Raw genomic sequence first — 14,222 nt, forward strand, 5'->3', positions numbered from 1 at the left:
GCGTGTTTTGGTGCAAAGAGGTGGGGCAATAAAAAATCGCTTGTTGGTGCTTTGTTGCGTGAAAGTTGTTGATGCTTTTAGGGTGTGAGGAAAAATTGATAGTTCAATCAGTATTGCTAACGAAAAAAGAGGGGGAGTGTGTTTTGGTGCAAAGAGGTGGGGCAATAAAAAATCGCTTGTTGGTGCTTTGTTGCGTGAAAGTTGTTGGTGCTTTTAGGGTGTGAGAAAAAATTGATAGTTCAATCAGTATTGCTAACGAAAAAGAAGGGGTGCGTGTTTTGGTGCAAAGAGGTGGGGCAATAAAAAATCGCTTGTTGGTGCTTTTGCTGGGTAATGGTATGGTGTCATTTGGGGGCTGGATTGATTATATCGTGATTTTGACCGTATCTGTGTTCACTTGGAAAGCTAATCAATATGATGTCGCTTTTATTGGAGCGGCAACATTATTCCCTGGTATCGTTCTGTCGAAGCCAATTGGAATGTTGGTAAGTCACCGTTCTATGATCCATTGGTTGCGGGCGTCACTGCTGTTACGGGCGCTATGTACTGTCGGTTTATTGCTGGCGACGAGTCTGCAAGGATTTATTATACTGGCAGTTATTCGAGCGACATTCAACAGTCTAGCCATGCCTGCAATTTCCGTTCTTAGTGCAAATTCTGTGCCTGAACACGGACGGACTCGTTACTATTCTGTGCTTAACATGATCAATAGCGCAGCAAAGATGATAGGACCTGCTTTGGGGAGTGCTCTGTCTGTACTTTTATCAGATACCTATACTTTATTATTTTCTGGTTTTTTGACATTGCTAGGCTTTATCGTGTTTTGTTGTCTTGGTGCACAACCTGTCTCGTCGCTAAGAATAAAAAAAGCGAATACCACGCAAGCACAGCAGAGGCTTTATGGGACAGCTTGGTATGCCTATGTGGCGGTGGTGTTTGTGTATTTTGCCATGGTCTTTATGGTGAATAATCAGTTGCCCGTTATTCTCAGCACAATGAAAATGAATAAACAGACTCTTGGAATGCTGGTATCTGCTTCAGCGATTGGTAATTTTCTCTATGGGTTTTGGCGTGTGAAACAATCAAAGCATAAACCCCTTACAGGCAAAATATCGGAGTTGTTAATGCCGGCAATGTCAACAATGATTGGTTTTGTCTTGATCTCAGTGTGCTTTTTTTACTTTGATTTACTCCGTATTGAGACTTTGTTGCTTTGTTTTTTCCTTATTGGAATGGTTAGCGCTTACTTTTCCATATCTTCTAATGTTTATCTGGTAAGCAATTTCAATGAACAGATTGGATTGGCTTCCGGCTGGGTGCAGTCTATACAAAATTTAGCTATGTTGGTGGCGCCGTTTGTTGGAGCGTTTGTTTTAGGTCACACTTCGGCTGGAAAATTGTTCCTTCTTTCTGGATTGAGTGGATTATTCTGTTTATTGGCTATCAGGATATTGGTGAACCGTTCTTTGTCTATTGTTCGATCTCAATGATTGGCTCATCAACGAAACAAATGTTTTAAATCATTTTTCTGAGGTTTAGAGGACGTGGAGATAATCCAACATAGAGCAGCTTTTTCAACGTTATAGATTCAATTTTTGATTTTTACTTAACCGCTCATATTTTTGTTTTTTTTCGGGGCTTTGTTTTCTTGACACTGTTCTACCGTCTCGTAAACTCAATAGGGGGCATGGTTTTGAGCGATAATGTCATTTTTGTTTAACTCCGCTTTGCTACGAATAGTCAAACTTAAAAACTCAGCTGCTAATCCTCAATCAGCTTGGCTTGACGCAATAATGGAAACAGAAAACAAGCTATAGTGTGAATTATCTTATATGCCATAAAACATCACTCTTGGAGGTATGGTGATATCAGGTATGGGAAACTTTAGGCAGAGGGGTATGTTAATTGTTGCTCTTTTTCCTAATCAGAAATCAACCACAAGATTGCTTTTTGTTTTTTTGGCTGGAGGTCTCTAAAGTTTTTCAAAAGAGTGTGTTCTTTTTCGCTATAGGTTTCTTGATCACGGAGTGGGGTATTTTTTTTTGTTGAGATATCTTCTTTTGTAGCAATGTCTGCATAAAAAAAGCTTATAGGAACTTCCAGTTTTTGGGCGATTTTGAGTAAACATCCTGCGCTTACACGATTGAAGCCTTTTTCGTATTTTTGGATTTGTTGAAAACTGACACCTAAATGGCTTCCTAATTCTTTTTGGGAAAGGCTCATTGAAATGCGTCTGTGGCGGATTCTTTTGCCTATCAGAATGTCGATAAAATTTGGATTTTTAGTTGGCACTTCAAGCCCCCCCTCCGGTTGCGAGCGCCCTCGCATTGGTATTCCGGGAGTCAAAATACTGAGCTCTAGTCAGTTTTTTTGCTTTTAGTGCTTAAAGCACCTGGACATGGCAAAAACTCCCGGAATTCCGGGACACCCACAAGAGTGGGCTCATTTTACGCTAGAGCTTAGGGTTTTTGAATCCCTCTTGATCGCTGCGTAGACGATCAAAAAACATTTTTTAATTTGTAAAGTAATTTCAGAAGATTGGCAAGAGAAATGAAAATAATCTCAAAGAGACTATATGATTGGGTACTTTTTAAAAAAGTGCGAAATATGGATTATAAATCGCGTCTTTTGCTTAATCAGAAATGTCGATAAAATTTGGATTTTTGGTTGGCACTTAAAGCTCCCCTCCGGTTGCGAGCGCCCTCGCATTGGTATTCCGGGAGGTTGAAAATACTGAACCTAAATCAGCTTTTTGCTTTTAGTGCTTAAAGCACCTGGACATAGCAAAATCTCCCGGAATCCGGGAAACCCACAAGAGTAGGCTCATTTTTACGCTAGGGTTTAGGGCTTTCAGTTCCCTTTGGTCGCTGCGTAGACGATCAAAATGACACTTTAAGTGATAAAGTAATTTCAGAAGATTGGCAAGAGAAATGAAAATAATCTCAAAGAGATTATATGATTGGGTACTTTTTAAAAAAGTGCGAAATATGGATTATAAATCGCGTCTTTTGCTTAATCAGAAATGTCGATAAAATTTGGATTTTTGGTTGGCACTTCAAGCCCCCCCTCCGGTTGCGAGCGCCCTCGCATTGGTATTCCGGGAGCAACAAGTACTGAACCCTAGTCAGCTTTTTGCTTTTAGTGCGGAAACGCACCTGGACATAGCAAAAAACTCCCGGAATTCCGGGATACCCACAAGAGTAGGCTCAATTGTACGCTAGGGTTTAGGGCCTGTTTTCCCTGTTGATCGCTGCGTAGACGATCAAAATGACACTTTAAGTGATAAAGTAATTTCAGAAGATTGGCAAGAACAATCAAAAATTTTCTATTCTGTTATGCCATAAAACGGCGCTATTTGGAGGGGTGTGATATCAGCATATCAATATTCACATTTAGGCGTTTTTTAGAGTGTGTGATAAATGTTTTAGGCTGGACTTATCTGTCTAGTCTAATGAAACAGTTTCGTTTGTGGGGTGGGTGATAACTATACAAAGTAATCAGTAGGGGGCCTTTGAGATAAGAAGTTGGATTGTTTACAGAACAGTGTTTACAAAGCGGTGTGGAGTGGTGAACCTTTCGTTGGCTTTGTTCTGTAAAGATGTAAAAGCGTAAAAATGTATATCCGTAAAAGTGAAGCGGAGGATTTGTGGATTTATATATTGTGCGTGTTTTGGTTACGTTGGGCTTTTGTCTGACATAGAATGTGGTGAGAGGATTGGGGGAGGTGCCAGACTGGAAGAGAAATGGAGAGTGTTGTTGAGTGCGTTGGTTGGAGAAGAGTGTGGGAGGAATGGAAGGTGATCTGAAACGAATGCGTGGTCAGTGGTGGAAACTTGCTAGACAAGTATTTGAATTATTTACAGAACAGTGTTTACAAAGCGGTGTGGGGTGGTAAGCCTTTCCTTGGCTTCGTTCTGTAAAGATGTAAAAGCGTAAAAATGTGTTTGTGAGAAAGGAGTGGGGGGCTATGTGTTGTGTGTGTTTTTGTCATGGTGAGAAATGTGGCGAGATAAATGAGGGAAAGAGTCTGTGAATGGAAGTTGGGAGGAAGAGTGCTGTTAAGTTGTGAGTGTGTGACGGGAGAGCAAAACGGGAAGGGAGAATGGAGAGAGTGCGCATGGATAGGAGAAGAGTGTTGGTAAGGCGGTGGTGCAAAGAGATGCGTGAAGGAATGGTGATTTAAGGAGATAGAGCTTGATTTGTTGAGCCTGATGAAGTGCTGTCGTTTGAGGAGGGGAGTCTGAAGACTGTAAGGGGGGTACTAGGCAAAAAGCTGGGTTCTTTTACAGAACAGTGTTTACAAAGCGGTGTGGGGTGGTAAGCCTTTCGTTGGCTTCGTTCTGTAAAGATGTAAAAGCGTAAAAATGTGTTTGTGAAAAAGGAGTGGGGGGCTATGTGTTGTGCGTGTTTTTGTCATGGTGGGCTTTTGTCTGACATCGATGGGAGCATTGGGGGTGAAGAGACTGTAATAGTGCGGCTAGGCCGGTTGGGGTTGGGCTGGTGGGGAGGCTGGGCTGGTGGGGAAGCTGGGCTGGTGGGGCGTATAGGGGAGTTGCGGTTTTTGTTTAAATTGATAGCGTATTTTTTTCTCCCTCTTGCTATGAGGCGTGTAAAAACCCATATTCTTTTTAGCACTACGGTTCTTCTTCATGCGGCATCATTTGCGGTGTTTTGTGGGGGGTGGGCTGTCCTTTGAAGATGTCTCTTTTGTGGAATGTTGGGGGAATTTAAAGTGCGGTGGTGGCTTGAGATTTAAGGAAAAAAAATGAATTTGGAAAAATATAGCGAACGCGTGCAGGGTTTTTTACAATCAGCACAAAGTGGTGCCCTTGCTTCTGATCATCAGCAGTTTTTGCCGGAGCATCTGTTGAAAGTGTTGTTAGACGATTCTCAAGGATTGGCAGCATCACTGATCCAAAAAGCGGGTGGTGATCTTACTCTTATTCGAAAGGCGCTTAACGAAGCACTTGATGCTTTGCCTAAAGTGCAAGGGGGGAATGGACAGCTCTATCTCTCTCAGCCGTTGGCAAAAGTCTTTAACATGGCGGAAGATTTGGCGAAAAAAGCCGGTGATCAATTTGTGACCGTTGAGCGTGTGTTGCAAGCGCTGATCATGGAAAAGACCGCAAAAACTGCTGATATTCTTACAAGCGGAGGGTTGACAGCGCAGGCGCTTAATGAGGCTATTAATGATTTGCGGAAAGGAAAAACAGCAACAAGCCCCCATGCCGAAAGCCAATATGATGCTTTGCAAAAATATGCCCGTGATCTCACAAAAGATGCCCGTGAAGGAAAACTCGACCCTGTGATTGGGCGGGAAGAGGAAATCCGCCGCACTATTCAGGTGCTTTCACGGCGGACCAAAAATAATCCTGTGCTTATCGGTGAGCCTGGGGTGGGGAAAACAGCTATCGTGGAAGGGTTGGCATTGCGCATTGTTAATGGCGATGTGCCTGAAACTTTGCGGGATAAACAGCTTCATGCGTTGGATATGGGAGCGCTTATCGCTGGTGCAAAATATCGTGGGGAATTCGAAGAGCGCCTCAAAGCGGTGTTGGCAGAGGTGCAAGCTGAAAATGGGCAGATCATTTTGTTTATCGATGAATTGCATAATCTCGTTGGGGCTGGAAAATCTGACGGTCCTATGGATGCTTCTAACTTGTTAAAACCTGCTCTTGCACGCGGAGAACTCCATTGTGTGGGGGCTACTACGCTCGATGAATATCGAAAATATGTCGAAAAAGATGCTGCTCTTGCACGCCGCTTTCAGCCTGTCTTTGTACCGGAACCCTCTTTGGAGGATACTATTTCTATCTTGCGCGGTATTAAGGAAAAATATGAACAACATCACAAAGTGCGCTTGGCTGATAGTGCTTTGATTGCGGCGGCGCGTTTGTCTAACCGCTATATTACGGATCGCTTCTTGCCGGATAAAGCTATTGACCTTATCGATGAAGCGGCGGCACGGTTGCGCATGCAGGTCGATTCAAAGCCGGAAGAACTCGATGCTGTTGATCGGCGTATTTTACAGTTGAAGATCGAACGGGAAGCTTTGAAAACAGATGTCGAGCCAACAGCAAAAGAACGTTTGGAAAATGTGCAGGAGGAACTCAAAACATTGGAACAACAGTCCGCTGAGATGACAAGTGCTTGGCAGGCTGAGAAACAAAAATTAGGGCATGCTGCTGATTTGAAAAAACAACTCGAAGAAGCTCGTAATGCTTTGGCTATTGCACAACGTGATGGACAATTCCAACGCGCTGGAGAGCTCGCTTATAGCGTTATCCCTGAACTCGAAAAACAATTGAGCATTGCGGAAAATGATGATCAACAAAATCATCTCGTTGAAGAGACGGTTACTGCTGAACATGTGGCGCGGATTGTTTCACGCTGGACCGGTATTCCTGTTGATCGAATGCTGGAGGCAGAACGGGAGGCGCTGTTGCGTATGGAAGATGAAATTAGCAAACGTGTGATTGGGCAGGGAGAGGCTGTTCAAGCTGTTTCTCGCGCTGTACGCCGTGCGCGCGCAGGGTTGCAAGATCCCAATCGCCCGCTTGGCACTTTCATGTTTTTGGGTCCTACCGGTGTGGGAAAAACCGAATTAACCAAAGCACTTGCCGCTTTTCTTTTCCAAGACTCCAATGCCATGTTGCGCATCGATATGTCGGAATATATGGAAAAGCATGCTGGGGCGCGGCTGATTGGGGCGCCACCTGGATATGTTGGATATGAAGAGGGAGGCGTGCTGACGGAAGCTGTACGTAGAAGACCTTACCAGGTCATTCTATTCGACGAAATTGAAAAAGCACACCCTGATATTTTTAATCTCTTGTTGCAAGTGTTGGATGAGGGACGTTTGACCGATAGTCAAGGACGTACCGTCGATTTTCGCAATACCTTGCTGATTATGACTTCTAATCTTGGTGCTGAGTTTTTAACTGCTTTGCCTGAAGGGCAAACCGTTGAGCAGGCAAAAAATGATGTTATGAATGTCGTGAAAGCGGCTTTCCGTCCTGAGTTTTTAAACCGTATTGATGAGATTATTCTCTTTCAAAGGCTGCAACGTCACGATATGGAAGCGATCGTCGATATTCAGATAGAACATTTGCAAAATTTGCTCAATGAACGCAAAATAACTTTGCAAATCGAGCCAGAGGTGAGAAAATTTCTTGCCGATAAGGGCTATGATCCGCTCTATGGTGCGCGTCCGCTTAAACGGATTATCCAAAAAGAAATTCAAGATCCACTGGCGGAAAATATCTTATTTGGGAAAATTCACGATGAGACGACGGTAAAAATTACAAAACAAGGAGATCGGTTGGAATTTTTGCCTGAAGATTAAGTGTGGAAAAATTCACGCTATAAAGGGCGGTGATAATCCTATTATGCGATAACACCGCTCTTTGAGGTGTGCTGATTTAGAAAATTCACGATGAGGCAGCGGTGTTTTATTGCAAAGCAAAGGGAGTGGTCGGTGTTTTTGCATGTTAAATGAGCGTTCTCGAATATCGTAGGGTTCTTTTACTTCTGGTTGTCGTGAAAGCTATTTTCTTGCAATGTTATAAGTGAAGTCACAAGCGGGATTGCTTTATTGCTTTGTGCGTAAAAGCGTTAAAGAGAAATGCCGTTTATCCGCCGTAAAACATTGCTCTTTGAAGGGGTGTGGGGAGCTGATCTGAATTTGACTTAAGGATGTTTTGTTGTTTGATATATTAACGAATAACGTTGATTAGTGCTCTTTTGCCTAATCAGAAATCAACCACAAGATTGCTTTTTGTTTTTTAGATTTGAGCTCTCTAAAGTTTTTTAAAAGTGCCTGTTCTTTTTCGCTATAGGTTTCTTGATCGTGGTGTAAGAGAGTTTCTTTTGTTGAAAGATCTTCTTTTGTGGCAAGGTCTGCATAAAAAAAGTTTACGGGAACTTCTAGTTTTTGGGCGATTTCTAGTAAACATTTGGCACTTACACGGTTTGAGCCTTTTTCGTATTTTTGGATTTGTTGGAAACTGACACCTAAATGGCTTCCTAATTCTTTTTGGGAAAGTCCTATTGAAATGCGTCTATGACGGATTCTTTTGCCTATCAAAATGTCGATAAAATGTGGATTTTTAGTTGGCACTTCAAGCCCCCCCTCCGGTTGCGAGCGCCCTCGCATTGGTATTCCGGGAGTTAAAAACACTGACTTGACTCAGCTTTTTGCTTTTAGTGCTAAAGCACCTGGACATAGCAAAATCTCCCGGAATTCCGGGATACCCGCAAAGCGGGATAAATTTATGTGTCAAGTCTTCGGGTTTTTAATCCCTATTGATCGTTGCGTAGGCGACCAAAATTACACTTTAAGTGATAAAGTAATTTCAGAAGATTGGCAAGAAAAATCAATATGCTATAAAACGGCGTTATTTGGAGGGGGGATGATATCAAGTATATCAATTTCCACATTTAGGTGTTTTTTAGAGTGTGTGGTGAATATTTTTGGCTGGGCTTATCATGTTCTGGTCTGATGAAACAGTCTCGTTTGAGGGGGACGTCTGAAGACTGTAAGGGGTACTAGGCCAAAAGCTGGGTTCGTTTATAGACTATTGTTTACAGAGCAGCGCGGGGTGGTGATGTGGAAATTTTATTTGGCTTCGTTCTGTAATGATGTAAAAGCGTAAAAATGTATATCCGTAAAAGTGAAGTGGGGGATTTGTGGTTTATATATTGTGCGTGTTTTTGGTCACTTTGGGCTTTTGGGGGCGTGGAATGTGGTGCGAGGATTGGGGGGAAGTGTTTTCGTGAATGGAGGGGGAAGCTGGGAGGAAGAGGGGTGTTCAGTTGTTAAGTGTGTGATGGGAGAGAAAAGGGGGAATGGAGGATGAAGAGAGTGCGCATGGATAAGAGGAGAGTGTGGGTAAGGCGGGTGTTGCAAAGAGATGCGTGATGGATGGCGGCTTAAGAAGATAGGGTTTGATTTGTCGAGCCTGACGAAGTGCTGTCGTTTGAGGAGTGGGTGGGTGTAAGCTTTATTTTGTGGGGAAAGCTGCTTTTTGACGTGGGATTGTAGATTAGTGCTGGTTGGGAATTTTCATTCTTTGAGACGTGGGCTGGAAGTCAGTGTACTAATATAGCAGATTTTGATCTCATAATTTTTACATTCTTTCTTTTTTTAAAGCAAATAAGCAAGAAAAATTAATATATTACTTGATATTAGAGTAAATGCTTATATCAAGAGGAGTATTTCTTTAAAAATTTTCACTTAACTTATTAAGCGATTTATTAGAATAAAAGACTCTTCTGAAGTTCATATCACCAATTGTATCGAAGGAAGTGTAACTTTAAGTGTAGAAAAGTTTAATATCGGATGGTTGATATGAATTTGTTTTTAAAAAAGAGTCCATTAGCTCTTTTTTGTTCTCTCTTTATTTCCAAAGTTGGTGATTATGCTTATGAAGTTGTTTTTATTTTACTGGTCTTAGAATTAACAGATAACACCTTTTTTACAGGTCTTGTGTATTTTTTTCGATTTATCCCTTTTCTCTTTTTTGGCCCTATAGGAGGTTGGTTAGCGGATAATTTTTCTTTGAAGAAAAATATGATCTTAAGTGAAGTTGTTAGATTATTAGCTTCATTGTTTGTTTTTATAACTTATATAACAGGTACGGCACATATCATTGTTCTTATTTTTGCAGCAATATGTACAACGATAGGAAGAAGTATTTTCCAACCAAGTTTTCAAGCTGCTATTCCCAGAATGTTTTCAATAAAAGATCTTACAAAGGCCAATAGCATTGCTCAAATTATCATGGAAACGGCAGCCGTCATTGGCCCTTTGGTTTGTTCCATACTGCTTTTTTTAGCAAATAAATCGGCAGTACTCATTTTTGATTTTTTTACCTATTTTATATCTATTATCGTGTTATTTAATCTCATGAATTTAAATTCAAGCGAGAATAAATCATTCAATTTTATAAAAATTTATCGAGAAACAGCTTCATATCTTAAATATATTTCTACAGAAAATAATAATTTATTTATTACGCTCGTTGGATTGTCGTTTGCTATTCTCTTTACGGGTGCTATTTTAAGATTTTTAATTCCAGCTTTTGTTCTTTTTGTGGGGGGAGAGGAAAGCTTTGTGAGTTATATTTTTTCTCTCATGGCTGTTGGAACTATTGTTGGTGGTTTGTTATATAGTAAAATTATATTAAATATTACTTCGTTGAAGCTCATGATATTTTGGCTTCTTTATGGGGTTATTCTGTTTGTTATGCCCTTAGCTGCAGAAATTTATTTAAAATTCCTTCTCGTGTTAGCATTTGTTCTAGGATTTATTGGTGCCTTTGTGGATATTGGTTTAGTCTCAGCTATTCAATTATACTCTCGTCGTGAAGATTTTGGTAAGAGCTTTGGAACCTTTTCAACTTTAGCAAACTCTGCGGAAGCAATGTCTGGCTTTATTTCTGGACTTTTGGCACTCGTGGGATTGTTAAGCTCTTTTTTAGCGATGTCCGCATTAATTATTTCCACGGGAATTCTTGGCGTTGTAAAAATTAAGAAAAATAAAGAGTTAACACCTCTTAACACGACAGTCGATGACGACCATTGATATATTTGATATCTCCATGCCGTTTCTTTTTTTTAAAGACGGTTTGCTCATTATCTTATTCATGAGGTAAAAACACCGCTTTTTGAAGGGGGTGATCTGAAACGAATGAGTGGTCAGTGGTGGAAACTTGCTAGGCAAGCATTTGAATTCTTTACAGACCGTTGTTTATAGAGTGGTACGGGGTGGTGAACCTTTCCTTGGCTTTGTTCTGTAAATGTGGAGAAGCGTAAAAATGTGAATCTGTAAAAGTGAAGTGGAGGATTTATGGGTTCATATATTGTGCGTGTTTTTTGTCATGATATGGAGGGGTGAGAAGGATTGGGGGAAGTGTCTTCGTGAATGGAGGGGAAATGAAGGGTGCTGTGCGTTGGTTTATGTAATGCAACACACCATGAAAGTAAGTATACATATACTATATGCTTTACATGTGTTTTTTCGTACTTTTAACATATATATTTTGTGTCTTAAACATAAGCTTTGAGTACTATGAGAGATGGTGGTCGTTTTTTTAAACAAGCGAGAAAGTGATTAACTAATGCTTGATAGTAAAGCAGTATGTTGTTAAGGCTATTCTTTGAAAGGAGGCTCTTATTTCTGGTGTAGGAGCTTCTCAGAAGAGAATACAATTAATAGGGGAGTTAAGATGTCAAAATATTTATTTCCGTTGCCTCTTGTCTTGGTGGCTGGTTGTGCATCTATCAATAATTATTCATCAAGTTATGTCAGTCCAAATATTACGCAAGATGATATAAAATTAATTGCTAACGATTTTGTTCGTAATCTTAAAAAACCTTTACCGCCCGCTACAACAACACTTATTGTGAAAAAAAATAAAACAGAAGACAACTTTACTCCTGTATTTATTAATCTCTTGCGACGGAATGGATATAACGTGATCTATACAGATCAACCAAACAAACAGCAAAATGGTGTAATTTTGACTTATCAAATAACGCCAATAAAGATAGGTATTCTGTCTATGGTTTCTTATGATGAGGTTGGAGTAACGCGTTATTATATTCGCACTTATAATAGATGAAACCCCTTTGCCGGTTTGTCTCAAAGAAGTAGATAATGAAGAAATGTATTTCAGGGGAAGTGTTGGGATTAAATTAATCAATAAAAATTTGCAGATGTGAAAATTACATATTCAGATGACAATTATCCGTCGTCTCGTTTACAATTTCAGTGTTGTAACGAAGAAAGATGTCGTTTTATCTGTTTGCAATCCTTCATGTTCTGTCTCAGTTATATAGCGCTTTTATCGTTTCTGTCTTATAGAAAATTACTTTCTGTTCTACGGCTCTATATGCCAATCTAATAGTCAGATCTAAACAATCAAATTCATATGAACTCTTTACAGAAATCTGTTGTTTGAGATTGTGGGAAAGGTGTTTTGTTTTTATCAAATTGTCGCGTGGTGGTTTGGGAGTTTCCTTTGGCTGCGTTTTGTAAATGTGTAAAAGCGTAAAAATGTGAATCTGTAAGAGTGAAGTGAGGGATTTGTGGATTTATATATTGTGCGTGTTTTTTGTCATGGTATAATGATAAATCCATTGAGCACCCCTATCTTTACACTTATGAAGAAGCAAGCTGGGTATTATCATTATATTTGCTAGCCCCTAATGTTGTGACAGCTCTTGGAAAGGTTCATAAGAGCCATTTTTACTCCTTTCTTAATAGTTTTACACGGGCTCTCCTCGCTTTTAACGTGGAAGCGAATGATTTTGATTGATTTAACATGGGAGGGATTTGAAATGAGAGAATCTTACGATATTCGGAACTCTCAATCAATATAAATAATGCTAAATTATCATTATAAATCAATATATTGTTATTGTATGGAGTGGTGAGAAGGATTGGGGGAAAGTGTCTTCGTGAATGGAGGAGAAAGTTGGGATGAAGAGTGCTGTTGAAGTGCGTTTTCTGGAGAAGAGTGTGTGGGGAATGGCTGTGAACAGATTGCAGAGCTGATGTGTAAAGAGATGTGAAGAGAGAAAAATCGTGGTGGGCGTTTATATTCTATGCGGAACTTAACAATTATAGTTGCATCTATATTTGTATGGGGGATATCCGTGAAATGGGTGTGAGAAGCATTGAGAGGTGTTTTTAGTAAGCGGGTGGAATGAGCAATACAATGAAATCCTATTTAGAGGGGAAATCCTATTTAGAGGGGAAATCCTATTTAGAGGGGAAAGCCTATTTAGGGGAAATCCTATTTAGAGGGAAGCCCATTTAGAGGGATACCTATTTAGGAAAAATCCTATTTTAGCTCTTGTTGTTTTAGACATTGTGTTTTGTATGAGGGGCATTTTGCAGGAAAAGTGTTTTGAGGGATGTGGCTCCCTTAAAGAAAAACACAAAAATATCAAAAGAAAAATATAAAAACTTGACAAGGTAAATGTAAAAAGGTATCATAATGATACAATCGGAATTGTGCGTTTAAATCAGAAGAGATCTTTTGATAAGATTCTGTGAGAGGGGTGGGGATGTTTTTTCAAGGTTTTGGTGTTTTTATCCTATTTTGAAGTTTGTTATCCTATGATGTCGTAAACCGGTGCCTAAACCGTTTTTTGAGATGTGGTGGTATCAGGCGGCAAGGCTTTAGGCAGAGGGGAATATTGGCAACGGATGTCGATTGATGCGCTTTTGCCTAATCAGAAATTAACCACTGTCTAATCAGAAATCAACCACAAGATTGCTTTTTGTTTTTTCGGCTGGAGCTCTCTAAAGTTTTTCAAAAGGGCGTGTTCTTTTTCGCTGTATGTGTCTTGATAGTGGTGTAAGAGAGTTTCTTTTGTGGGAATATCTTCTTCTGCAAAAATATCAGTATAAAAAAAGGTAATAGGAACTGCTAGTTTTTTAGCAATTTCTAGCAAACACCCCGCGCTTACACGATTTAAACCTTTTTCATATTTCTGGATTTGTTGGAAACTGACACCTAAATAGCTTCCTAACTCTTTTTGAGAAAGACCCATTGAAATGCGTCTGTGACGGATTCTTTTACCTATTGAAATGTCATTAAAATGTGGATTTTTTGTTTGCAATTCAAGCTCCCCTCCGGTTGCGAGCGCCCTCGCATGAGTATTCCGGGAGGTTGAAAGCACTGAACTCAAATCAGCTTTTTGCTTTTAGTGCACATGGCACTTGGACATAGCAAAAACTCCCGGAACTCCGGGATACCCACAACGTGGGGTAAATTAACGTTTGAGTTTTCGGGCTTCAACTCCCTATTGATCGCTGCGTAGACGATCAAGGCACCTTTTGAGTGATAAAGTAATTTCAAGGGATTGGCAAGAACAATTAAAAGATTTGGAAAATGAGAGCATTTTTTTGTATCTTAAAAATTATCTCATTATATTCTTATGCCTTATGCCTTATGCCTTATGCCTTATGCCTTATGCCTTATGCCTTATGCCTTATGCCTTATGCTGTAAAATATTGTCATTTGAGATAGGGTGAGATGGGGCATTAGAGGCAAGGATATGCCGTCGAGAGACCTTCAAGTACATCAATTTATACGGTGCTTTTTGTGAGAGTGTCTGGATATTTGAGGGTAGGGGTTATCTGTCCGTTTCTGGTGAAACAGCATTCTTTGAGGGGTGGTGAGAGGTGGTTGCCCAAATGCAATATACGC

The 14,222-nt window shown here is 40.3% G+C and carries 11 protein-coding genes; 8 read left to right on the forward strand and 3 right to left on the reverse strand.

What is annotated here, in order from left to right; all coding sequences use genetic code 11:
• The first annotated feature begins 281 nt into the window (after window positions 1-281).
• Window positions 282-1,490, forward strand: a complete 1,209-nt coding sequence (locus PVV63_RS07245) for an MFS transporter (RefSeq protein ID WP_273790926.1) — start codon at window positions 282-284, stop codon at window positions 1,488-1,490.
• A gap of 430 nt (window positions 1,491-1,920) precedes the next feature.
• On the opposite strand, the gene PVV63_RS07250 is transcribed toward PVV63_RS07245, so the two are convergent.
• Complete coding sequence (locus PVV63_RS07250) at window positions 1,921-2,292, reverse strand: helix-turn-helix transcriptional regulator (protein ID WP_273790925.1); 372 nt, start codon at window positions 2,290-2,292, stop codon at window positions 1,921-1,923.
• A gap of 1,468 nt (window positions 2,293-3,760) precedes the next feature.
• Here PVV63_RS07250 and PVV63_RS07255 point away from each other — a divergent pair.
• The 4 genes from PVV63_RS07255 (at window position 3,761) to clpB (ending at window position 7,345) form a co-directional block, all read left to right on the forward strand.
• A complete protein-coding gene (locus PVV63_RS07255; RefSeq protein ID WP_273790828.1) occupies window positions 3,761-3,895 on the forward strand; it encodes a hypothetical protein in 135 nt (44 codons plus the stop codon).
• Window positions 3,896-4,013: 118 nt separating this feature from the next.
• Window positions 4,014-4,142: a hypothetical protein gene (locus tag PVV63_RS07260; protein WP_273791290.1), complete on the forward strand. Its 129-nt coding sequence runs from the start codon at window positions 4,014-4,016 to the stop codon at window positions 4,140-4,142.
• A 251-nt stretch (window positions 4,143-4,393) separates the two neighbouring features.
• The gene (locus PVV63_RS07265; RefSeq protein WP_273791291.1) at window positions 4,394-4,696 is read left to right on the forward strand and encodes a hypothetical protein; all 303 of its coding nucleotides are present in this window, start codon (window positions 4,394-4,396) and stop codon (window positions 4,694-4,696) included.
• A 69-nt stretch (window positions 4,697-4,765) separates the two neighbouring features.
• Window positions 4,766-7,345: an ATP-dependent chaperone ClpB gene (gene clpB, locus PVV63_RS07270; protein ID WP_273791292.1), complete on the forward strand. Its 2,580-nt coding sequence runs from the start codon at window positions 4,766-4,768 to the stop codon at window positions 7,343-7,345.
• Window positions 7,346-7,747: 402 nt separating this feature from the next.
• Here the strand turns inward: clpB and PVV63_RS07275 are convergent, their stop codons facing one another.
• Window positions 7,748-8,119: a helix-turn-helix transcriptional regulator gene (locus tag PVV63_RS07275; protein WP_273791324.1), complete on the reverse strand. Its 372-nt coding sequence runs from the start codon at window positions 8,117-8,119 to the stop codon at window positions 7,748-7,750.
• A 583-nt stretch (window positions 8,120-8,702) separates the two neighbouring features.
• On the opposite strand from PVV63_RS07275, the gene PVV63_RS07280 reads away from it, so the two are divergent.
• From PVV63_RS07280 to PVV63_RS07290, 3 genes are all read left to right on the forward strand, one after another.
• Window positions 8,703-8,858 carry a hypothetical protein gene (locus PVV63_RS07280; protein ID WP_273791293.1) on the forward strand — a complete coding sequence of 52 codons (156 nt, stop codon included), beginning with the start codon at window positions 8,703-8,705 and terminating at the stop codon, window positions 8,856-8,858.
• Between the two features lie 491 nt (window positions 8,859-9,349).
• A complete protein-coding gene (locus PVV63_RS07285) occupies window positions 9,350-10,585 on the forward strand; it encodes an MFS transporter (RefSeq protein ID WP_273791325.1) in 1,236 nt (411 codons plus the stop codon).
• A gap of 643 nt (window positions 10,586-11,228) precedes the next feature.
• Window positions 11,229-11,624, forward strand: a complete 396-nt coding sequence (locus tag PVV63_RS07290) for a hypothetical protein (RefSeq protein ID WP_273791294.1) — start codon at window positions 11,229-11,231, stop codon at window positions 11,622-11,624.
• Between the two features lie 1,636 nt (window positions 11,625-13,260).
• On the opposite strand, the gene PVV63_RS07295 is transcribed toward PVV63_RS07290, so the two are convergent.
• Window positions 13,261-13,632, reverse strand: coding sequence for a helix-turn-helix domain-containing protein (locus PVV63_RS07295; RefSeq protein WP_273791295.1), 372 nt, complete (start codon window positions 13,630-13,632; stop codon window positions 13,261-13,263).
• Between the last annotated feature and the right edge of the window lie 590 nt (window positions 13,633-14,222).

Source organism: Bartonella sp. CM31XJBT (assembly GCF_028618555.1).
Taxonomy (GTDB): domain Bacteria; phylum Pseudomonadota; class Alphaproteobacteria; order Rhizobiales; family Rhizobiaceae; genus Bartonella.

Coding starts and splice junctions, on each gene's coding strand:
- PVV63_RS07260 (WP_273791290.1), top strand. CDS start 4,014: ATGAGGGAAAGAGTCTGTGAATGGAAGTTGGGAGGAAGAGTGCTGTTA.
- PVV63_RS07265 (WP_273791291.1), top strand. CDS start 4,394: ATGTGTTGTGCGTGTTTTTGTCATGGTGGGCTTTTGTCTGACATCGAT.
- clpB (WP_273791292.1), top strand. CDS start 4,766: ATGAATTTGGAAAAATATAGCGAACGCGTGCAGGGTTTTTTACAATCA.
- PVV63_RS07285 (WP_273791325.1), top strand. CDS start 9,350: ATGAATTTGTTTTTAAAAAAGAGTCCATTAGCTCTTTTTTGTTCTCTC.
- PVV63_RS07290 (WP_273791294.1), top strand. CDS start 11,229: ATGTCAAAATATTTATTTCCGTTGCCTCTTGTCTTGGTGGCTGGTTGT.